At 59.5% G+C, this 22,437-nt stretch carries 16 protein-coding genes and 1 pseudogene; 4 read left to right on the top strand and 13 right to left on the bottom strand.

What is annotated here, in order from left to right; genetic code table 11:
* Positions 1–85: 85 nt before the first annotated feature.
* From B7E11_RS08865 to B7E11_RS08885, 6 genes and pseudogenes are all read right to left on the bottom strand, one after another.
* A complete protein-coding gene (locus B7E11_RS08865; RefSeq protein WP_080833453.1) occupies positions 86–1,744 on the bottom strand; it encodes a helix-turn-helix domain-containing protein in 1,659 nt (552 codons plus the stop codon).
* The gene (locus B7E11_RS08870) at positions 1,731–3,488 is read right to left on the bottom strand and encodes a sensor histidine kinase (RefSeq protein ID WP_080833817.1); all 1,758 of its coding nucleotides are present in this window, start codon (positions 3,486–3,488) and stop codon (positions 1,731–1,733) included. The genes B7E11_RS08865 and B7E11_RS08870 overlap by 14 nt, the downstream gene beginning before the upstream one ends.
* Before the next feature lie 137 nt (positions 3,489–3,625).
* Positions 3,626–5,752: a carbohydrate-binding protein gene (locus B7E11_RS08875; RefSeq protein WP_080833455.1), complete on the bottom strand. Its 2,127-nt coding sequence runs from the start codon at positions 5,750–5,752 to the stop codon at positions 3,626–3,628.
* Positions 5,753–5,953: 201 nt separating this feature from the next.
* Positions 5,954–7,486, bottom strand: a complete 1,533-nt coding sequence (locus tag B7E11_RS08880) for a hypothetical protein (RefSeq protein ID WP_080833457.1) — start codon at positions 7,484–7,486, stop codon at positions 5,954–5,956.
* A gap of 131 nt (positions 7,487–7,617) precedes the next feature.
* Positions 7,618–7,719 (bottom strand): annotated as a pseudogene (locus tag B7E11_RS30170) (glycosyltransferase); the annotation flags it as partial.
* A gap of 179 nt (positions 7,720–7,898) precedes the next feature.
* The gene (locus B7E11_RS08885) at positions 7,899–8,303 is read right to left on the bottom strand and encodes a hypothetical protein (RefSeq protein WP_080833459.1); all 405 of its coding nucleotides are present in this window, start codon (positions 8,301–8,303) and stop codon (positions 7,899–7,901) included.
* 158 nt (positions 8,304–8,461) lie between these two features.
* Here B7E11_RS08885 and B7E11_RS08890 point away from each other — a divergent pair, with 158 nt between their 5' ends.
* On the top strand, positions 8,462–10,078 hold the full coding sequence (locus B7E11_RS08890) for an SWIM zinc finger family protein (protein ID WP_139787125.1): 1,617 nt from the start codon (positions 8,462–8,464) through the stop codon (positions 10,076–10,078).
* Between the two features lie 2 nt (positions 10,079–10,080).
* Positions 10,081–13,005, top strand: a complete 2,925-nt coding sequence (locus tag B7E11_RS08895) for a DEAD/DEAH box helicase (RefSeq protein WP_080833464.1) — start codon at positions 10,081–10,083, stop codon at positions 13,003–13,005.
* A gap of 1,001 nt (positions 13,006–14,006) precedes the next feature.
* On the opposite strand, the gene B7E11_RS08900 is transcribed toward B7E11_RS08895, so the two are convergent.
* Positions 14,007–14,396 (bottom strand): (deoxy)nucleoside triphosphate pyrophosphohydrolase, encoded by a 390-nt coding sequence (locus B7E11_RS08900; protein WP_080833467.1) that lies wholly within the window; start codon positions 14,394–14,396, stop codon positions 14,007–14,009.
* 43 nt (positions 14,397–14,439) lie between these two features.
* Positions 14,440–14,814 (bottom strand): winged helix-turn-helix transcriptional regulator, encoded by a 375-nt coding sequence (locus B7E11_RS08905; RefSeq protein WP_080833819.1) that lies wholly within the window; start codon positions 14,812–14,814, stop codon positions 14,440–14,442.
* A 267-nt stretch (positions 14,815–15,081) separates the two neighbouring features.
* Here B7E11_RS08905 and B7E11_RS30935 point away from each other — a divergent pair, with 267 nt between their 5' ends.
* Positions 15,082–15,228 carry a DoxX family protein gene (locus B7E11_RS30935; RefSeq protein ID WP_425430058.1) on the top strand — a complete coding sequence of 49 codons (147 nt, stop codon included), beginning with the start codon at positions 15,082–15,084 and terminating at the stop codon, positions 15,226–15,228.
* Positions 15,229–15,237: 9 nt separating this feature from the next.
* On the top strand, positions 15,238–15,435 hold the full coding sequence (locus B7E11_RS30940) for a DoxX family protein (RefSeq protein WP_425430059.1): 198 nt from the start codon (positions 15,238–15,240) through the stop codon (positions 15,433–15,435).
* A 948-nt stretch (positions 15,436–16,383) separates the two neighbouring features.
* Here the strand turns inward: B7E11_RS30940 and B7E11_RS08915 are convergent.
* From B7E11_RS08915 to pelF, 5 genes are read right to left on the bottom strand one after another with little or no spacing between them, the layout of a single operon-like run.
* Complete coding sequence (locus B7E11_RS08915; protein ID WP_245809659.1) at positions 16,384–17,067, bottom strand: DUF4956 domain-containing protein; 684 nt, start codon at positions 17,065–17,067, stop codon at positions 16,384–16,386.
* Between the two features lie 33 nt (positions 17,068–17,100).
* Complete coding sequence (locus B7E11_RS08920; RefSeq protein WP_080833468.1) at positions 17,101–17,808, bottom strand: polyphosphate polymerase domain-containing protein; 708 nt, start codon at positions 17,806–17,808, stop codon at positions 17,101–17,103.
* Between the two features lie 19 nt (positions 17,809–17,827).
* On the bottom strand, positions 17,828–19,579 hold the full coding sequence (locus tag B7E11_RS08925) for a CotH kinase family protein (RefSeq protein ID WP_080833470.1): 1,752 nt from the start codon (positions 19,577–19,579) through the stop codon (positions 17,828–17,830).
* Positions 19,576–21,009 (bottom strand): exopolysaccharide Pel transporter PelG, encoded by a 1,434-nt coding sequence (gene pelG, locus B7E11_RS08930; protein ID WP_080833472.1) that lies wholly within the window; start codon positions 21,007–21,009, stop codon positions 19,576–19,578. Before pelG ends, B7E11_RS08925 begins: the two co-directional genes overlap by 4 nt.
* A complete protein-coding gene (gene pelF / locus B7E11_RS08935) occupies positions 20,990–22,432 on the bottom strand; it encodes a GT4 family glycosyltransferase PelF (RefSeq protein WP_080833474.1) in 1,443 nt (480 codons plus the stop codon). The genes pelG and pelF overlap by 20 nt, the downstream gene beginning before the upstream one ends.
* Positions 22,433–22,437 lie beyond the last annotated feature (5 nt).

The following is a 22,437-nucleotide window of genomic DNA, read 5'->3' on the forward strand; positions in this document are numbered from 1 at the left end:
ATTCGATGTCGTTTGCCATGCTTTCATTATGAAGGAAACCGCAAAAAAAGAGAGTGCTGCGAATTCACTCTCAAGGGCCACAAAATTACGCTTTTGGCTCGTTATCCCCGCCGGGAACGTAGCTCTCCCGGAATTCGGAAGGGGTCAGACCGGTCGCTTTTTTGAACATTTCGCTGAAATAGCGGCGTTCTTCGTAGCCGACGGCCCCGGCGACCTCCTGCACGGACATCCCGCCGAGGATCAGCGCCTTCGCTTTCTGGATGCGCTCGGCGGTGACGTACTGCGTAAACGTCATGCCGGTTACCCTCTTGAACAAGCTGGCGAAATAGCTGGAGCTCAGATGCACGTGCGCCGCGCATTCGGTCACGGCCACGTTTCGGCCCAAATGGGCTTTCACATAATCAAGCGCCTTGTAAATGATCGCCTGGCCCTCGGACAGGGAGTTTTTGCGGATCAAATCGGCCCCGTCCCGGCACAGCGCCAGCAGCTGCTGCTCGAGTCCCGTCAAACTCGCCCCCGACTCGCTCCGCCCCGCCTTGAAGCGGTCCACGAGCGGCTGAACCTCCGGCTGCGGCACGAGCTCGTACAGCTTGCGGATCGCGGAAGCGGCAAGCTCCTCGTACAGGCTCAGCAAATAATCGGGGTGAGGCTGCGCGGGCAGCCGTTGAAAAGCGGCCGTCATTTCCGAGACAATGCCGGCGGCGCGCTCTCCGTTGCCCGAACGCAGCGCGAGCAGCAGCTCGTCCTTTTGCTCCAGGCCGAGCGGCGCCTGCGAGTCCGAAGGCGGCAGCTCGTCGTAACCGATCGCTCCGTTGCCTTCGGTATACAGATGATAGGCGAGCGCCCGGTCCGCCTGCCGCAAGCTTCGGGGCAGCTCGCCGACGTCGTCGACCCTGCCGCCGACGCCGATGGAGACAGTGAAATCGGCGTACCGTTCCACGTTTTTGCAGATTCGTTCCGCGATCCGGGTCGGGGAAGAGGACGACGGCTCGTTGAGGACGGCGACGAATCGGTTGTGCTTCGCCGGAAACACGATGCAGCGGGCGAATTCGCGGATCGTTTCCTCCGCGATATTTTGCAGCGAGAAGCGGATCAGCTCGACCTCCTGGACGGGCCTGCGGGCGACCCGCTCCTCGAAGCCGTCGATTTGGAGCAGCATGACGACGAAGCCCCGGGGCTCCAGATCCACCTGCAGAAACTCCCACCGCCGTTTCGCCTGCTCCCAGGGCGTCGAAAAGCGAACGAGCAGCAAAAAATACTCCTGGCGAAGAAGCGGCAGGCTCTCCCTGACTTTGCGCTCCATCTCCTTCGCGCCGAGCAGCTTCGACCGCTCCTCCAGCGTCTGCTCCTTCGCTTTCAGCACCGCCCCCGCAATATCCTCCTCCGTAAACGGCTTGACGACGAAATCGAAAGCGCCGAGCCGGACGGCCTGCTTCGCGTATTCGAAATCGGTATAGCCGCTGACGAGAATGACCCGGCACGAAGCTTTCAGCCCGAGAACGGCCTCCAGCATCGCGAGCCCGTCCATTCGCGGCATCCGGATATCGGTAATGACGATATCGGGCTTCTCCCGCTCGATCAGCGCAAGCCCCTCCTCGCCGTTGTAGGAGACGCCGGCGACCTCGATGCCGAAGGCGGACCAGTCGATGGCGGTCAAGCCTTCGACGACGCTTTTGATATCGTCGATGATGCAAAGCTTGATCGGTTCGTGTTCGTGTTCGGGTTCAGGTTCAGGTTGATGCATCGGCTCGCTCTCCTTTCGCGGGCAGGTCGATCGTGACGACGGTTCCTTCACCGGACGCGCTTGTCACGGTCAATTTCGCTTCGTCTCCGTAGCAAAGCTGAAGTCGGCTGACGAGATTGCCGAGCGCATAGCCGTTATCCGGGTCCCGGCGCTGCGGCTTGGAGGCGGCCGCCTCCGGGTCCATTCCTCTGCCGTTGTCGGCGACGCGGATCGACCAGCGTCCCGCCCCTTCGTCTCCGCAGACGTCGATGGCGATCCGCCCGCCGCTCTCCATGCTTTCGAAGCCGTGCAAAATGCTGTTTTCCGCGAGCGGCTGCACGATGATGCGCGGCACCTCGAGCTTCCGAAGCCACTCTCCGTCCACCCGGATTTCGTATTCGAACAAATTCTCGTAACAGAACGCCTGAAGCTCCAAATATTGCCGGACATGCTCAAGCTCCTTGTCCAGCGTCGTCATCTCCCGCCCCTTGTTCAGCCCGAGCTGGAACAGCCGGGACAGGGACATGATCATTTGCTGCGACTCGTTTATCTTTTTCGTTTTCAGCTTCCAGTAGATCGCGTTGAGCGCGTTATAAAGAAAATGAGGGTCCATTTGCGCGGACAGCGCCTTAATTTCCGTTGTCCGCTTCCCGGCTTCCGCCTCCTTGACCTCGTCGATGAGCCGGACGATCTGCTCCAGCATCCGGTTGAAGCGAAAGCCCACCTGAGCGAGCTCGTCCTCGCTGCGGCTTTCGAACCGCGCCGCGAGGTCGTTGCCCTCGACCCGCTTCATGACATGGAGCAGGCCGCGCAGCGGCTTCAGCAAATACCCGGTAAAAGCGCTGGACACGAGCACCGTCACGAAAAAGCTGACGACGGCGATCAGCACGATCGCCCATTTGACGTGAATCAAGTCCTTCAGCACGTGATTTTTCGATTGGATCGCCATGACCGTCCAGTCGTTGATGCCGAGGCGGGCGTAGTTAAGCAAGTACGTTTCTCCGTCCATCTCGTACGTTTCGTACCCGGTCGTCCCCTCCCGCGCGATCCGCGCGACGGGCCCGCTTTCCATCGCCCGCAAAGCAAGTTCGTTCGACTCGTCATATACGGACGACGCCCCGGCGTTCAGCAAAAACCGGACCGAGCCGCCTTCGGTTTCCGCGCCGACCTGCTTCCGAAGCCCGTCCTCGCGAAGGTTGACGACGACGTAGATGTCATTCAGAGGATACTCGGATACCGGCTGCAAGATCAGCGAAAGCACGCGCGGGCTTCCCAGAAAAAGCGCGTCGTCGTGCCCTTCGATCCAGACGTTCCGCTTCTCCTGCCGGATGCGTTCGTAAAGCGGCGTTTCCGCAAACGGAACGCCGCGATTGCGGTTCATCGTCAACGGATAATACTCGCCGATCGGCGTCGAGATGAAGATCGAGTGAATGAGCGGCTCGGCCATTTTCGCCTGGGAGAACAGATTGTCCATATTCGTCATGTGGGCGAAATACCGGCTTTGGTTTCCGGCCGAAGCGTCCCTCAGCATGTCCTGAAACGAATGGCTGAGCATGAACGTCGAGGTGACCAGCATGAGCTTTTTCAGCTTTTCGTCGAGATTTTGAGCGGATTTTACGACCGTGTCCTGCGTCAGCTTAAGCGCGTTCGTCTGCATGATGGATGCCGTAATCGAGTAGGAAAAAACGCCGGTAATCAAAATGGAAAGCATCGCGACCGCCAGAAAGGCGGCTCTCAGCTTGCTGCGGAACGACAGCTTGTTCATGTTTATGCCTTTCAACAGAATCACGCCCCGACTGCCGGTAATCAAACGATACCCCGATTATGTCACGGCTCGGCCGGTCGCTCAATCGCATTTTTTCGGCAGGCTTCGCCCCGCGGCAGCCCGTGGATTGCTAAGGATTAAAAGCTTCGCGTCAGCTCGAACCAGTTCAGGCTTCCGAGCAGTTGGTTCGTCTGGGTGGAGCCGGTCGCCTTGAACACGACGTACAGATCGCGCACACCGCTTGCGCCCGTCGTCGGAATGTCGTAGCTGTTCCAGTCCAGCCACTGGTTGCCGTTGCCAGCCAAATCGACGCCGCCGATCATCGTCCCCATGCCCGTGCCCGCGTCGTTGCCGAGGTAAAGCTCGACCCGGACCGCGCGCGGCGCATCATACCGGATGCGGACGTTCGACGTATCGGCGCCGAAATCGACGTTCCTGTACAGCGCGTAGTTGTTGTGCGCGATGTTGCCGACCTGATAGCCGACGCCGGGCGCTGCCGTATCGTTGGAGGCCACATGCTTGATGATCTTGTTGCCGTTCCAGTCGACGCCGAACAACCCGTTGTTGTTTTCGGCCTGAATGCGGTAGACCGTCTCCTGCGACCGGTCCGGCACGAACGCGACATTGTCGTAAAAGCCCGTCTTCGTAATGTTCAGCTCGGCCAGGCTCGACACGGGCTCCGGGTTGCCGAGCTTGCGAACGTTCTCGAACGTGACGCCGCTGATTTGGATCGCGTCGCTGTAGCCCTTGAGCGAAGAAGCGGAGCCGCCGTGGCGGATGGTGATGTTTTTGACCGTGACGTTCGAAATCGGTCCGACCCCCTGGCCGCTTTCCTCGATGACCGCCTTGAACCAGCCCTCCTCGCCCGCGTCCTCGATGTCGATGTTGTCGAACGTGACGTTTGCGAACGCCGCGTCGCCGTAGACGTGTTCGATGCCGATGGCGCGGCCGGCGAAATAGGTGACGCTGTTTTTGAACGTGACGTTCGTTTGGTCCTGATGGGCGCCGTGCCCGAGCTTGAAGGTGGCGCAATATGTCCAGCCGAACAAGTTGTTGAATATGACGTCGTCCAGCGGCTCCGGCGAGCCGTACCAATTGGCGGACATACCGAGGCCCTCCCACGTCTTCGTGGAGAACGTATCGTCCAGCGAGATGCCGATCGAATCCCACACGCGCACATGCTGCGATTCGTTGATGTCCAGGCAATCGTTTTCGTTTGCGTCGAGAGAGTTGAAAAACTTCACGTTGCTGATGTCGACGTTGTCGGATCTGGCGACGATCGTTCCCCAGAACGGAGCGGCCCTGACGACCGGGCCGTCGAGCGTGAAGTCGCTCGTGCCCATCGCCATAATGAGCGTCGCCGCGAAGCCTCCGTCGGACGCCGGTTTGTCTTTTTGAAAATAGTGCCCGTTGCCGTCGAGCGTGCCGCGTCCGTACACCTTGATGTTGCTGGAGCCGTTCTCCGTATAGATCCACCACGTGCCGTTGCGGTTCAGGGACGCTTTGTAAAAATCGACGCTGTAATGCGAGTAGTCGTCCGTCATCCGGATAACCGAGCCCGGCGACAGGTAGAAGGCGACGTTGCTCCTCAGCATCAGATTGCTCATGTAGTACAAGCCCGGCGGCACGTACACGCGCCCCTTCGTGCCGCCGCCCGCCGCCGTGCCGTAGGCGCTCGCGTCGTCGACCGCCTGCTGGAACGCCGCCGCGACCGCGACCGCGTTGCCCTGGTTCGTCGCGTCCGTCGAGCCCAAATAGTCGGCGACGTTGAACGTTCCCGCCTCCCCCGGCACCGGCTCGTACGGCTCGGGTTCGTCCCGCGTGAGCGCCAGCTTGCTGCCGTTGATGTTGACGATCAGGTACGCCTGCCCGGTCAGAGTGAACTTGTAGGCGTAATCGTCCACCTTCGTCGGCACGATGCCCAGCTTGAGCGGGCTTACGCCGATCGAATTAATTTTACTCTTCGCGCGGATGACGATTTCCACGTCTCCTTGCGAAGCCGTAAACGTTGCGTAATCGTAGCCTAGATAGTCCGGCTTGATTTTGCGGGTCGCGCCGTTTTCGATAATCGTGGTCTCGTAAAGGCCGTCGACGACCGGCAGCTCGACGCCGTGGCCGTGACGCTGTAGCGGTCCGTCGTCCGGTGCACCTGGCTCGGAATCGGGTTCGGCGTAATCGTCTGCGCCGGGGCCGCCTCCGCGGTCCGGGGCGAAGCCGCCAGGCCGGGGACGGCTAGCGCGAGCGCCAGGCAAAGGCTCGTCCATTTCGCGATCGTTCTGTACATCCGTTATCTCCTCCTTCGGTTTCGAAAAAATGGATTGCGTCGGTAAGCGTTTGCATTTTGCTCGGATTCGATTGGTTCCCTTCGTTAGCGGCGCTTTGATTATAGTCCGAACCCAAAAAGAAGAGAGCGGGGCTAACCCACTCTCCAGGGATACAAATTCACTTTTATGGCGCCGATGCCGCTATTCCCGCTTTTTCCCGCGTTTTCTTTTCCCCGTCGCTTTCGCCTTCGGCAGGACCGTCTCCTCCCGCTCGTCGTCGGCGTCGTCAGCCTTCGCGGCGGCCGAAGCTGCGGTCGTCGGCGTTTCGGTTTTGCGCCGCTTGCTCGGCGGTTCCTCGGTTTGGTCGCGATCCTCGAGCAGCCGCTTCTTTTCCTCTTGTGAAAAGATCTGCGTTCGCGTATACGGGATCGCCTTTCCCTTCCCGCCGTAGGTCCAGGTTTTCGGCATCAGCTCGGCCGGCACGTACACATCGTCATCGTCCGAGGAATGCTCCCCGTCCGAATGCGCTCCGCTCAGCGTCTCCCGGTCGGCTGCGAGCTTCTGGTTCTGCTCGGGCCCTTGCCTTGCCGCCGCCGCGTCCTTCCGGGCCTCGGCGAGAATTTTGCGCTCCTCGTCCGTAAGCTTCAAACCCTCCGCAATGCCGTTGTTGGCGATGATTCGATTTCGCAAGTCCTCGTCCTCGATATGGTCGGTCATCCCCGAATAGTACGAGCCGAAATAATGCGCCTCCGGATTGCGGGGCGGATGGTGGTACCGGCACGACTCGCACTGCTCCCGGGAAGAGAAGGAGTACAGCTCTTCCGTTTCCTTCCCTTTAAAATCGGGATGGTTCGCCTCGAATTCGTCCGTGACGCTTTCGGAATGGTGCGTCATGCCGAGCCGGCTGTTCAAATAGTCCTCTTCCGGCATTGCGGCCCGGTCGGGAGGAAGGCTGGAGGGCGGAATGGAGGCGGCGATATGCTTGACCTTCCTGCCGTCCGGAAGCAGAAGCCGCTTCACGTATACGTTTCGATCGCCGACGCCGCGGTCCTCGTCGTTCAGCATCCGAAGAAAGCGCCGCTCCGTCCGTCCTTTCGGGTGCGTCAGGTAGTCGACCTTGGTGCCGACGGCGGCCCCGGTTTGCCTGGGGACGATCGGCACCTTTCGGCGCTCCTTTTTTTTCGATTCCGGCATCGGCGGGGTCGGCTCTCCGCTTCGGATCCGCCTGTCGATTTCCGCCTGCGCTTGCTCGATCGTATACGTAACCGCCGCGTCGTTATGCAAAAAGTGCGCCCAAGCCTGCTGATCCGCCTCCAATTCCCGGTACCAGGCGGCTTGCTTCAGATTGGCGTATGGCTCTCCGTCCTTCTTGCTGATGATCCGCTGGATCGGCGCGCCGGATGTGCCGAACGGGTTCCAGGCGACCGGGGACGAGGCATGGGATGCATTCTCCGCTTCGAAGGATAAATCGCGGCCGTTACGCATGACCGTGGCGCCGGGGACGACGAAATCGTCCGGCATGACGGATGCATGGCCGACATCCCCGTTCTCCGCCCGCATCATCCGGACGACGGCCCGATTGCCGAGCGCTTGCTGCAGCTGCAAGATGCCCGCGGCATTCAGGGCATGCGCGCGCCCCCCAATCTGCTTCGGGGCGCGTCGGTAACCCGCATCGTCTCTGCGGTCGGCGCAAGATTCGCTGGAGTACCGGCGACCGTACTTGTTCGCGAACATCGTTCCACCTCCTATCGTTCAATCCTATAATAGCCGGAGGGTGCGCACGAAAAAAACCACCGAATAGGTTGACGCTTGTCGGTGGGGGTTTCGCGGCCGCTTGTTCCTTTTATTTCGAGCGTTTTTTAGGCTCAAAATTTTTCCGGAAACGGTTTGACGATGCCTTCCGTCAAGATGTCAGCGAAATGGATCATATGGATCTCGTTTTTATCGGCTGCTGCCAGCGACATTTTTATATGCGCTTCCGTCCTTTCATGCGGAAATCATGCCCCGTATAAAAGAGCCTTCCGTCAAAAAACGGAAAGCTCGGAAAGTAAGCAAAATAACGTCTGCTGCCTCGGTTCGCGCGCCGAGTTTCCGTTCGTTGCGACAGAGAGAACGATGGGCGTTGTACGATAAGCAGCCGAAAACGCTAATTCCGATAAATATAGCTGTTCGCGGCTCTTCTCCGCTCTTTCATCAGCCGGTCCTGCTCGTACTCGTGCCGGATTTCCTCCTGCAGCCGAACCGTGCATTTGCCGCAAATTTTGCCCCGGCGGATCGGCTGGCCGCAGCAGTCGCAGGCGTCCGACAAGTTCGGATAGTCGTACAGCTTCAGCTTGCCTTCGCGGATGCGCGAACGGATCTGGTTCGGCGAAAGTCCGGTCGCCTCCGCCAGCTGTTCGTTATTTAAAAAACGATTCCGTTTCAAATGGCGTTCGATAGACTGCGTCAGCTCGTCCTCGCGGGCCGCACAGTCGGCGCACAGGTAGCGGAAGTTCTTTTGAAAAACTTTCCCGCATCCGGGGCAATGATCGATTTTTAGGCCTAATGTCACATAAACCCCTCCTGCGGGTCGTGGTTCGTTCGACTCAATATTATCACGAGTCCGAATTTTTATCACCTATTTTTCGCCAGCGTCCGTCAACTTCGCAAAATGCTATAATGATAGAAACCGATTAATGCGAAGCGTTTAACCGTAAGGAGCGATGAACATTGCACCAGGCAATGGACGAAACCCAATGGAATTTGCTCGTGCAGGATACGGCGGAGCATTTTGACGACGTCACGATCAAGCGCGGGTTTCAATACTTCAAGCAAGGAAGGGTCCGGTCGTTGGAATGGGCGGAGCCCCGCAGCTTCGAGGCTGTCGTAATCGGAACCCGCCGTTATCAGGTCCATGTCGATCTGGACTTTTTTCCGGTGAGCGCTTGTTCCTGCCCGGTCGGCGGCTATTGCAAGCATATTGCCGCCTCCCTGCTCGCCTACGCGGAGTTGCAGGGCCGGCCGTTCCACGCGCTTGTCAACGCGAAATCGGCCGCCGCGCTGCTTCAGACCGCTTCGGCCGCCCGCATGAATGACGCCGTTCGCCGCCGGATCCGGGAGCTCGGCGCCGGCATTTCCGAAGCGAACGCGGCACAGTGGCGCGAGCTGTTCGAGCTGTGCCTTGAGCCTTATGCGGACCGCACCCGCAATCCCGAATACGTGGAGCTTGCGCTGGGGACGATTTTTCGGTCGGTGCCGCCGCCCGAGCCGGAGGAGCTCGGCCGCCTTTACGAGCTGAACGCCCATCTTTACGTGATGGAACGGATGGCGGACGAGCCGCGCAATCACGGCTTTTTTTACGGCGGCTCTTCCCGTTTCGGCTACTATACCCATCTGGCCGCGTCGGAACTGCAAAAAAAACTGGCCCGGCTGCTTTCGCGCACGCCGGACCTTACGGCCGATCCCCGGCTTTGGCCGCGCGCCGAAGAGACGCTGGAGCTGCTGCGGAAGGCGATGGCGGAGAGCTCGCCGGTCAGCGAATACTTTTCGGATTTTTACCGTCTTTTCTGGATTTCCTGGCTGAATCCGAACGAAGGCGGCTCGGCGCTGCACGCGGAGGAATTGCGGCGGCTCGAGGCGGCCGAGCGCGAAATGGGACTCAATGAGGAAGGCAAGCTGGCCTGTACGCTCGCCCGGGGCTGGATTCATTTTTTTATGGGCGAGGACGAAGAAGCCTGGAGCTTGTTCAAACGCGTCGCGAGCGAGTCCGAGCTGCCCACGGGCGACTTCCATTACTTTTTTTCGTTTCTGTCCAAAACGGAGGATTGGTCCCGGCTTTGCGCCTGGCTGACCGAGATGGGGCCGTGTCTGGCCGGCGGCGATTACCGGTTCATGAGAAGCTACGCGGAATTTTGGGAGCAAACGGTCGAGCGCTTGCCCGAAGCCGAACCGCAAATGTGGGACACGATCGGACGAACGTTTCGGGTCTCGAGCCCCGTTTTCGAAAATTTGCTGCTGTCGCGCGGCAGGTGGCGGCAATGGATGGATTTGCAGCTCAGCCTCGGCCGGGAACCGCTCGAATTCCGCGTCTCCGATCTGGCGCCGATCGAAAAGAACGAGCCGGAGCTGCTGCTGCCTTTTTACCATCAGGCCGTCGAACGGTATGTGGCGCAGAAAAACCGGGACAGTTACAAGGCCGCGGTCAAGCTGCTGAAACGTTTGGCCAAGCTGTATAAAAAATTGAAGCGGGAAGACCGCTGGGAGCGGTTTTTTTCGGCGTTTGCCGAGCGTCACGGGCGGCTGCGGGCGCTGCAGGAGGAGCTTCGGAAAGGAAAGCTGATTTCGTGAAGATGCTGATGAACACCATCTCGGTCGACGTCGTCCTGACCGGCCACGGGGACGCCCTTGTTTTCGGATCGATGGCCGGATCCCCGGACATTCCCGGCCTTGCGATCAAGCAGCGCTTGTTCGCCTGGCATGAGGCTTCCTTTTACGGCACCGAACTGGAACTGAAAAAAACGGATAACGTCGAGGCCGTCGTGCTCCCGTCGGAGTGGGTCGTTCCCTTTTTTGCGGACGTTCGGGTGCCGGAGTACATCGATTGGAAATGGGGCGAGTCCGCCCGGACGCTGCTGGAAATCGCGCCGCCGCTGGCGGAAATGCTGGAGAACAAAGCGTATCGCCCCAGCTTCTCCGCTTACCGCGAAGGCAAGGTGGAGTGGACTTGGCCGGCGAACGAAGCGGCCGAACGGGTAAGCGAGGCGCTGGCTCGCGCGAAAGCCGGCGACGATTTCGCGTCGGGCGTGCGGGCGGCGTTCTCGGCCGCCGTATTCGACCGCTACTACGGCACCGAGGCGGCGGCGGCGGACCTGCGGCGGGAATTTCCGCTGCTGTTTGCCAAAAACAGCCCGGCGGTCGCCGGCCTGGACGAGCAGGCATGGCTGATCGCGCTCGGCTGGACCGCCGACCCGGCGCCGTTCCGCCCGGCGCTGCGGCTGTCGGAGCCGTACGGAGACAAGCCGTCCGGCTGGCGGCTCCAGCTTGTCCTGCAGGACAAGCTGGATGCGTCGAAGCTTGCGCCGGCGAAGCTGACGGCGCAAGGCGAAGTATCCGGCGCATGGCCGGCCGCCTGGTCGGCCCATGCGCAAGAGCGCGCCGCCGGCTGGCTGGAGCGGCTGCGCGCCGTCCTTCCGCCGGAGCTGACGGCCGGCGGAAGCGGCGATGTGCTCGGCGCGCCGCTCGGCGATGCGGCCGCGTGGCGCTTTTTGACGGCGGACAGCGTTCGTTTGCTGGAGGCCGGCTGGGAAGTGCTGCTTCCCGCCTGGTGGGAAGCGGCGCGAAAGCGCAAGCCGAGACTGCGCGCCAGCGTGAAGGAGAGCCGCAACGGCAAATCGCTGTTCGGGCTGGACGCCATCCTCGACTTCGATTGGCGCGTCGCCATCGGAGACGCCGAGCTTTCCGAGGCGGAGTTCGCCGAGCTGGTCGCCCGCAACGAGCGCCTCGTCCGGTTCCGGGGACGCTGGATCGCGCTCGACCCGGAGCTCATCGCGCAAATCGGCAAGCTGATGGAGGGCGTGGACAAGTCGCACGGGCTGACGTTCCAGGACGTCCTGCAGCTGCACCTGCTCGCCGAAAGCGGCGAACCGGAAGAAGGCGCGGCCGAGGAAAATCCGGAGGAAGAAGCTCATCGCGTCCGGCTGGAGGTGGAGTTGAACGAGCATCTTCTGAAGCTGGTCGGCCAGATCGGCCAGCAGGCGGAATGGCCGAAGCTGGACGCGCCCGCGGGTCTGGCGGCCGAGCTGCGCGCCTATCAGCGCGACGGCTTTTCGTGGCTCGCCTTTTTGCGGCGGTTCGGCCTTGGCGCGGTGCTGGCCGACGACATGGGCCTCGGCAAAACGGTGCAGCTGATCGCCTATCTGCTTCACCAGAAGGAGACGACGGGGGAGGCCGAACGGCTCCCCTCCCTCATCGTCTGCCCGACCTCCGTGCTCGGCAACTGGCAGAAGGAGCTTGGCCGCTTCGCCCCTTCCCTTGACGTGATGCTTCACTACGGCAGCGGGCGGCTGGCCGGGGACGCCTTTGCCGAGGCGGCCCGCCGGGCGGATGTGGTGCTCACCTCCTATGCGACGGCGGCGCTCGATCAAGAGACGCTGCAAGCGTTCGGATGGGCGTCCATCTGTCTGGACGAAGCGCAAAACATCAAAAACGCCCAGACGAAGCAGGCGGCCGCTGTCCGCAGCTTTCCCGCCCGGCACCGGATCGCGCTGACCGGAACGCCGATCGAAAATCGGCTCTCCGAGCTCTGGTCGATTTACGATTTCATCTCGCCCGGCTACCTCGGCACGGCCCGCGCCTTTCAGGAGCGGTTCGCGACGCCGATCGAGAAGGACCGCGACCCGCGGCGCACGGCGGACCTGCAGAAGCTGGTCAAGCCGTTCATGCTGCGCCGCAAGAAGAAGGACCCGGCCATCCGGCTCGACCTGCCGGAGAAAAACGAGATGAAAGCCTATGTCCATCTGACGCCCGAACAGGCGGCGCTGTACGATCAAACCGTAAACGAACTGATGGAAAAAATAAAGAAGCTGGAAGGCATCGAGCGAAAAGGCGCGATTTTGGCCGCGCTGACGCGGCTCAAGCAAATATGCGACCATCCGCTGCTGGCGAGCCCGGAGACGCCGCCGGATGCCGAGCGGTCCGCCGAGGAGATCGCGGCGCTCGTCGCCGGCTCGTCCAAGCTGGAGCGGCTGCTCGAAATGGTGAAGGAGCTCCGGGACGAGGGGGACCGCTGCCTCATTTTTACGCAGTATATCGGAATGGGCCAAATGCTGCGGCAGGTGCTGGAGCGCGAGCTGCAGGAGCCGGTGCTGTACTTGAACGGCAGCACGTCCAAAACGGCGCGCGACCGGATGATCGCCCGGTTTCAATCCCGCGAGCTGCCGCCGGACGAGCAGCCGAACGTCTTCATCCTTTCGCTGAAGGCGGGAGGCGTCGGGCTCAATCTGACGGCGGCGAACCACGTGTTCCATTTCGACCGATGGTGGAATCCGGCCGTCGAGAACCAGGCGACCGACCGCGCCTTCCGGATGGGCCAAACCCGCGACGTGCAGGTGCACAAGTTCATCGCGCTCGGCACGCTGGAGGAACGAATCGACGAAATGCTCGAAAGCAAAATGAAGTTGAGCGACGATGTCATTTCCGCGTCCGAAGGCTGGATTACCGAGCTGTCCGCAGACGAGCTGCGCAGCCTGTTCACGCTGCGTCGGGACTTCGGTTGACCTCGCATTTTCTTTCTCGAAGCCGTCTTTTGCAAGCCCGGCTTCCCGGAGCGGCCACTCGTTCCGGGAAGCCGCCCGATGTGCCCGATTCACATGGCTTGGCGGGCTGCCGGTTCCGTTTGCGCGAATGTAGCGCACCACGTGCACTACATGGCCGGTCCTCGGCTCCGTTTGCGCGAATGTAGCGCACCACGTGCACTACATGGCCGGTCCCCGGTCCGTTTGCGCGAATGTAGCGCACTCCGTGCACTACTTGGCGGGTTCCCGGCTCCGTTTGCGCGAATGTAGCGCACTCCGTGCACTACTTGGCGGGTTCCCGGCTCCGTTTGCGCGAATGTAGCGCACCACGTGCACTACATGGCCGGTCCCCGACTCGGTTTGCGCAAATGTAGCGCACCACGTGCACTACTTGGCCGGTCCCCGGCTCGGTTTGCGGAATGTAGCGCACCACGTGCACTACATGGCCGGTCCCCGGCTCGGTTTGCGCGAATGTAGCGCACCACGTGCACTACATGGCCGGTCCCCGGCTCGGTTTGCGCAAATGTAGTGCACCACGTGCACTACTTGGCGGGTTCCCGGCTCCGTTTGCTCGAATGTAGCGCACCTCGTGCACTACTTGGCCGGTCCCCGGCTCGGTTTGCGGAATGTAGCGCACCACGTGCACTACATGGCCGGTCCCCGGCTCGGTTTGCGCAAATGTAGTGCACCACGTGCACTACTTGGCGGGTTCCCGGCTCCGTTTGCGCGAATGTAGCGCACTCCGTGCACTACTTGGCGGGTTCCCGGCTCCGTTTGCGCGAATGTAGCGCACTCCGTGCACTACTTGGCCGGTCCCCGACTCGGTTTGCGCGAATGTAGCGCACCACGTGCACTACATGGAACCCGCGTCGCTAGGCAGAGGCGATCCGCTCAACGGGCTGCCCCTTTTGCTGTTACCGGCGTTACTTTTCCTATCCGTTCCTTCGGCTCGCACCGCCGCTTATTGGGCAAATCATTCCCGTTTAAATCCGTTCCGCCGCAAGCCGTTCCACGAACGGCACATCGGCCGGGGCCCAGCGGAACTCCCTCAACTCCCCGCGGCCGACCCATCTGCACTCGTCATGGTCCGCCAGTCGAATTTCTCCGCGCACGTACCGGGCCATGCAGGCCGTGAGACGGATCCGGACCGGGCCGTAATCGTGCTCGTTCACGGCAAACGGTTCGCCGGGGGCGATTTCGATGTTCATCTCCTCCAGCAGCTCCCTTCGCAAGCACGTCTGCACCGACTCGCCGGGTTCGATTTTGCCTCCGGGGAACTCCCAAAGCCCTTCCTGGGACTTTCCCTTTTTCCGCCTGGCGATCAAAATCCGTCCCGCTTCGTCCTCGATGACGGCGGCCGCCACCTCGACCATTCCGCTCACGCTCCTCGTTCATATTGGAACTTTGCCTTTCAACCTATCTTGTCCGATCTGCGCGACCCGGCAACGCAACCCCCGAACGGTTTTCGCCGTACAAATGATTCAAATGCTCGATATGCGCCACACCCCAATCGTTCAACGCCCGAAGAACGCTATCCATCCCTTTGCCATACTCCGTAATCGAATACTCCACTTTTGGAGGAACTTGCTGATAGACCTCGCGATGGACGATATCGTGGTATTCCAGCTCCCTTAGTTGCTGGGTCAGCATTTTTTTGGTGATATCCGGTATCGCTTTTTGAAGTTCGCTGAATCGCATGGTGCCATTTGAAAAAAGACAAAGCAAAATGACGGGCTTCCATTTCCCCACGAAAATTTCGAGCGCTGTCTCAAACTTGCAATATTTTGACATCGTTCGCCCCACTGATCCTTTCATTTCCTCATGGTTTCTTTTTATAAACTATGTTTAGTTAAAGTAACTACTTCCAGAAAGAGTTTCTAGAGCTTATTATGCACCTAGCGGCCAGCGGATTCAATAAAGGGGCGGCTGCGGTTCGGTTTACGGTTCGGTTCGCGGTTCGGTTCGCGGTTCGGTTCGCGGTTCGGTTCGCGGTTCGGGTTGAAAAATCGGATGTTTCAGCAAGCAAATTCACATGAGACAAGGAGTGGAGCAAGCATCATGAACGCGGCATTGTGGATCGTTCAAGGGATTTTGGCGCTGGGTTTTTTATATTCCGGTTGGATGAAGGCGTTTCAGGTCGAAAAGGCAAGGGCGTCCTGGGTCTGGGTAAAGGACGTCCCGAAGGGATTCGTTTTGTTTATCTGATTGGCGGAATTGCTTGGGGCAGTCGGGTTGGTTATACCGGAGTTGACGAACATTGCGCCCGTATGGACGCCGCTTGCCGCGATCGCTCTCGCAGCCGTCGTTTTGCTCGGAGCCCTGTTCCATATTCGGCGCAAGGAATATCGGGATATTGGCGTGAACGTCGTTTTCTTCGCGTTAGCTGCGATTGTCGCGATTGGCCGGATTTAAGCCGAGCCGCATTGAAGCGCCCAGCGAGCATGCCCAGGCGGCAAGTTGAGTCGTCACGACTCAATTGGACCCTTGCCCGCCATGCCCAGGCAGCAAGTTGAGTCGCCACGACTCAATTGGACCTTTGCCCGCCATGCCCAGGCTGCAAGTTGAGTCGCCACGACTCAATTGGACCTTTGCCCGCCATGCCCAGGCTGCAAGTTGAGTCGTCACGACTCAATTGGACCCTTGCCGGCTATGCCCAGGCTGCAAGTTGAGTCGCCACGACTCAATTGGACCCTTGCCGGCCATGCCCAGGCAACAATTTGAGTCGTCACGACTCAATTGGACCCTTGCCGGCCATGCCCAGGCAGCAAGTTGAGTCGCCACGACTCAATTGGACCCTTGCCGGCTATGCCCAGGCGGCAAGTTGAGTCGCCACGACTCAATTGGACCCTTGCCCGCCATGCCCGGGCAGCAAGTTGAGTCGCCACGACTCAATTGGACCCTTGCCGGCCATGCCCAGGCAGCAAGTTGAGTCGCCACGACTCAATTGGACCCTTGCCGGCCATGCCCAGGCAACAAGTTGAGTCGGCATGACTCAATTGGACCCTTGCCGGCTATGCCCAGGCGGCAAGTTGAGTCGCCATGACTCAATTGGACCCTTGCCGGCCATGCCCAGGCAGCAAGTTGAGTCGCCATGACTCAATTGGACCCTTGCCGGCCATGCCCAGGCGGCAAGTTGAGTCGACACGACTCAATTGGATCGTTGGCGGCCATGCGAGGATGGCAAGATGAGTAATTTTTACTCAAATGCATGCCGCTCGCTGTCTGCGTACAAAAATCCGGGAGGCTCGAACATGTTCGAGCCTCCCGGATCGGTTGACTGCCCGTTCCCCGGTCTCCGGCGAATTCCGGATGACACATCACCCGGCCTCCGTGGAAATCCGCTTCGCGCCGGCCGCCGGATTACGGCGCGTAATCGCCGTTGTAGCTGACGAGCGCGACGTCCGATACGCCGGGAATTTCCGACATCGTCTGGACGAACGCCGTGTTGTCGCCGTTGACTCGCAGCTCCACCGTCAGTTCGGTCACGTTTTTGCGGACCGTTTTCGATTTGAGCGTGTACTTCATTTTCCGCAAGGCGCTCTTGATCTGCTCGTCGGCCGCCGCATCCTCGTAATGGACGATAAGCAAAAACGGCGTCTCCTTCAGCTTCCGGCGCGACAACAGCCAGATGACGAGCGCGATGACGAGCGAGCCGCAAATCGCCAGCGGGTACAGTCCGGCGCCCGTGGCGATGCCCGCGGAAATCGACCAGAACATATAGACGATATCGAGCGGGTCTTTGACCGCCGTGCGGAACCGCACGATGCTGAGCGCGCCGACCATGCCGAGCGACAGGACGATATTGGTGCTGATCGTCATGATGATGAGCGCCGTAATGATCGTGATCAGTACGAACGATACGTTGTAATTATGGCTGTAGACGACGCCGCGATAGCATTTTTGATATACCCAGTAGATGAACATGCCAACGCCGAACGCGACGAGCAGCCCCCAGAAGATCTGGATGTACGAAACGTTGCCGAACGCGTCGAGCTCCAGCATGCTTTTTTTGATAATATCCTGAAAATTGACCGTTTCTCCCACTTTGCAAAATCTCCTTCCGAGCGCAAGCCCGGGTTATTGTGCAAACACTTTCCGCCGCTCCTTGCAGATGCAGTATTTCGAAATGCTCGACCGGTTATGGGAAGACAGCTGCAGCAAATCGCGAACGACGTTCGGAAGGAAGGCGTCGTATTTCACTTCCAGAATCGTTCGCGGCCCTTCCACCGTCTCGACGCCGACCAGCTCCCGGTCGAAAATATCGAACGACTGCACGCTCGCGGACAGCTGCTTGTCGAACGTAATCCGGACATCGCCCGTCGGATACAAGTACGCTTCCCGAACGTAGTCGACGACGACCGCCGGCTGCATCGCGCCGTTTTTCAAATCGTAATAAAAATCGCGCATCAGCTCGGACCCGCCGTCCAGCAGAAAGGCGTAGTCCCCCGTCATCAGGCGGTCGACCTGCTCTCTCGTCAGCGCCGCGGACTCTTTGGCCACGTAGTCGTTGTATTTGCTTTTCCGCTCCAGCTTGATCGTCCGGTCGCTCTTGTTGTAAATCCGGATCCGGTATTTTTTACGGGCAAAAATGCCGTTCAGCTTGTCGTACAGCGAAGATTCATGCGAATTGTCGAAATACAGGCTGCGAATGTGGTAGCCGCTCTCGTCGACGGAATTGCGGTCGAGCGTCAGCAGCGCGCCGACCCGCTTGCGAAGTCCGACGTACTCGTGATGATGGATATAAAATTTCAGCTCGTGCCTGAGCCGCTTGCCCGCGAACTCCATAAGGCGTCCCTCCTGCCGGCTAATCGATATAAAATTCCCTTACGCCGTAATGCTTGATATCGTCCGTACCCTCGTAAATATCGAAGGCGGGCATGGAATTGCCCTCGGCGTCGGTGGCCGTGACCTGCCAGAAATACCGGCCCATCTCCAGGTTTTCGATCGTAAGCGACGTGACGGTCAGCCCGTCCCGATCGACGAGGGGCTTCGCGAACGTCGGATCCTTGGCGATCCGGAACCGGTAAATCAAATCGTCGCCTTGCAGATCGTACGACGCGTCCCAGCGAAAGACCGCGTTCGATCCGTCTTGCTCCACGTCGCCCATAAAAAACGGCATCGGCTTTTGCAAGTTCGCGATGAACTGCTCCGCGTTTTTCTCCGGCAGGCCGGCGATCCGTTCCAGTTCCGCGTCGTAGTCCTTCACGTTGCCCGGCAAGTACAACATATCCGGCTGCCGGGAAATATAAGGATACACGACATCCCGGTACGTATCGAGAAAAGCGGCCGTCCGCTCCGGATGAATGATCGTTTGCAGTTCTTTGACTTTATCGATCAGTTGCTGCACGTTGTCCGGATTTTTGAAAAACCGGTTGGCGAGCACCGTTCCCCAATAGTTTTGAATGCCGCGCATCCACGGCGCTCTCGCCTGATCGAGTTCGTCCGCGTGCGCGAATTCGTTGTAGCCCCAGCCTCCGTCATAGTCCCACGGAAGGAAGAACCACGTATTCGAGTTCAACGGCGAGTACAGCAGAAAATTTTGCGAGATCGTATCGATGTTGTCCATCAAAATGTTCGAAGCCATCCAGGTCAAATAGTTGTCCCGGTCGAAATGCCGGTCGAACACTTCGTCGAAATTGAGCGACAGATTGTTCACGTCGTCCAGCATGCGCAGCAGCTTTTCGTGGTCCTTGCTCCCTTTGATCTCCAGCACGGACTCGAACGCGGCCTGGTCGTAGTCGGCGTCGTCGGCGCTGATCAGCTTGTCCGCGTACCGGAAAAACTCGAAGTTTTCGGCTTTGTACAGCTGGCCGTTCGGATCCAGGCCGCGGGCGCGGAGATAGCGCTTGTTCGGCTGCTCGATCTGCTCGTACAACCCGTAGTCGACAAAGACCGGATTGGTTTCGCCGCTCGTCATGTCCTTGACATAAAGGTGCACGAACTGCGTCCGATAGCTGGTCATATTCGGAATGAGTTTGAAGTAGTCCATGCTGAGCGTATTGCGGACGCGGGAAAAATCGTAAATGTGCTTAAGCAAATTGATCGTCGTTTGATCCCGCCACACTCCCGCTTCGTCGAACAGCTTGATTTTGTAGGATTTTTGCGCTCCTTGCAGCGTGGACTTGCCTCTGAGCGACAGTTCGCCGTTCGGTCGCGTTTCTCCGTAGCCGAGCATGCCGCTCGCCGGCCCCGTCTCGTTTCCTTCCTGGATCAGCACGTTCACTTTTTTCTCGTCCGTATTTTCCTGCGCATTGCGGATCCCGTTCAGTTCGTTCCACGTGAGGGCCGGGTCGCCCGTCAAGTTGTCTTCCGTAATCGTCAAGTAGAACGTCACGACCGAATCGGCCTTGTCATCGGCGTAAATTCGGCGATCCTCCATCAGCTTGTTCTGAAGGCTCGCCACGGCCGCGGATTTCTGAACCGGTTCGGCCGCTTGGGCCGTCTCCGCCGCTTGCTCCCCCGGCTCTTCCCAGAACGAGCAGCCGGAAAGCCCCAGGCAGACGGCGAGCGCCAGCAGCAAGGCGGGCGCGGCGCGAAATCGAAAGGTTGTTTTCATGTTGACTCCTCTCCGTGCAGAAGCTTCGCGAAGCGGTTCTTCTTTTCCCGATGGATAACCGGCTGCGCGCTAAACGTGTAGTAATCGATGTGATTCAACAAATGGATCAGGCGCCAGAACGCGGCGATCAGCGTCGCGAAAGACGCGAGAAAAAAAGAAAAGCCTTGTTCGTCGAACGCAAGGGAAACGAGCGAAAAACCCGTATTCGCTCCGAGAAACAGCACGGCCAGCCATACTACGCCCTTGCGATCGTCGAAGTACAAAAGCACGAGCCAGACGATCGTATAGATGATATAAGCATAAAAGCCCATGACCAAAATATTGAACAAATCGACCTGCGCGGCGGTAAACCCGATCCGGGGCAAAAAGCGGATGCCGAACGCGACCGAAACGATCGAGAAAACGAGCTGGATGCCCATAAGCAGCGAGAGCTGCTGCGCGAGCACCTGGAACATTTGCTGGCGGGCGCGGCGAATGTCCCCGATCGATCCTCCGTGCAATATCAGATCGTAATACTGGCGGGTTTTCGGATACAGATTCGTTTCCAGCGAAACGACGAACAGCACGAGCGACGGAATGACCGACAAAAACGCGTAGTAAACGGCCAAGTCGTATTTCGGCGCCATTAGAAACGTCCCGGCGACCAGGATCCCCTCGCTGCCGAACCATTGGACGAACTGGTGCGAATACAGGCCGAGCGCCGTCAAGCCGCCGACGGCGATCAGCGACGGATATTTGGTCAAATACGCCAGAAAGGCATAATCGGAACGAAGGCGCGGCGTGCGGAAAAACTTCTCGATCTGCACGAGCAGCGCGGAGGCGGTGAGCAAAAAGCCGGCGTCGACCGCGAACAAGGCGGCGGAAGCGCTGCGGACCGAAGTGAATTCGAACATCGTCCAGACGGCGGCGACCGTCACGAGCGCTCCTCCCATGAACGAAAAAGAGATCAGGCGGTAATTTTTCATGGCGGACAGGTAGACCACTTCGAACCAGATGACGATGAGCGTCATAAACAGCAGCAGCAGCGCGGCTTTCATCGGCCAATCGATGCGGGCGAAGGCGAGGAAGGCGAGCGCCGGAACCGCTGCCGTCGCCATCCCGATTTTCAGGCCGCCGTAAAAGGAAGGAAGCACCGCGTCGTATTTCCCCTGGTACAGAAAATCGGACACGCTCCTTGTCAGATACAGCGTCAGCGTGTTGCTGATGATATAGGAAAAAATAAACGCGTACACCGTCGCGGACAGGAATAGCTCCCGCTCGCCGAACGACACGCCGAACCGGAGCTGCAGCCACTGCACGACGACGACGAGGAGCATGCACGACAGCATCGGGCCGATCGTTACCAGCGAAGAATAGGCCAGCGCTTGAACCTTGTTGACGAGACCCGCCTTGGCGTACATTTTTTTCAGTTCAAAGCCGATTCCCGCCATTTGGCGCCACTTCCTTTCCCTCGTAACGGGCATACAGCTGCTTGTAGCTCTCGATAAACCGATCTCTCGTATACAGCCGCTCCACGCGCCGGCGGCCGCTCGCGCCCATTTCCCTGCGCAGGCGCTCGTTCCGGCAAAGCGTCACGATATGCCGGCTGATTTGCTCCTCGTTCATAACCGTCGCGATCAATCCCGCCTGTCCGTAATCGTCGTCCGTGCCGTAGAGCAGTTCCTTGCAGCTGCCGACGTCGGTCGCGACGAACGGCTTTGACGCCGCCATGCCCTCGAGCACGGCCAGCGGCTGGCCTTCGCTTATGCTCGTCAGCACGAGCACGTCCATTTTCCCGATATGCTCCCGGATGTCGACGCTCCCGGTGAATTCGACGTCCGTCAGCCCGATCGCCTCCATGAGGGCAAGGCATTCTTCGTAATATTCGGGGTCTTCCTCGTAGGGGCCCATAATATGGAACCGAACGTGCGGCAGTTCCCGCTTGACGAGCCGGAAGCTTTGCAGCATCGTTTTGATATCCTTGATCGGCACGACGCGCACGAGCGCGCCGACGTTGATCGGCTCCCCCTCCGCCTTGCGCGGCAAGCCGTCGAAATCGGACGCAGCCACGCCGTTCGGGATGATCCGGATTTTCTCTTCGGGGCAGCCGAGCTCGACTTCGATTTCCTTGTTGCGCTTGAACAGCGTTATCACTTCGTCGGCATATTGGTAAGCGCAGCCGGAAAGCGTGTAGAAGTACTCGATCCACAAATCTTTAAAATAGCCTTTGACCCAATCCGCCTTGATAATTTCCTCCTCGCGTTCGCGGGAGTAGATCCCGTGCTCGGTGAGCACCATCGGCTTGCCGAAGCGCTGCTTGCCGAGCGCGGCGACCACGCCCGCATAGCCGGTCGATACCGCGTGGTAAAGGTCCGCCTCCGGCAAAGGGCTCCGGACGGTCATGAGCAAGGGCAAAATCATGGAGCGAACCGTCCAGAACATTTCCGTGAACGGTACCTGGCTGTACTTTTCCTCGCACAGCGCGCTTAAAATGTCGTAAAAATCCCGGCTCATCAAAAACGTCGCCGCATCGGTCAGCTTGTCGCTCAGCAGCGCCCGGAAAATAAGCCGCCAATCCGCATGCTCGTCGCCGCCGATCAGCGATTTCATCGCCGCCGCTTCCTCCCGGGTCAGCTTGAACCGGGCTCCCCAGCGCCCCTCTTCCCTCAAGAACGAGTCGAGAAACACTTCCCTGACTTCCGCGATATTGGACGGCAGCGCGTATTTGAATTTGCCTTTCTGGGAAGCCTCCGCCGCGATCGCGTAGATGACGAACTCATGCTCCGGCATGCTGCGGACGAGCGAATGGATCCAGCTGGACACTCCCCCGGTTATGTACGGATATGAGCCTTCCGCAACCAAACAGATTCTCAAAGCGC

It is taken from the genome of Cohnella massiliensis (assembly GCF_900169535.1).
GTDB classification, from domain to species: Bacteria; Bacillota; Bacilli; order Paenibacillales; family Paenibacillaceae; genus Cohnella; species Cohnella algarum.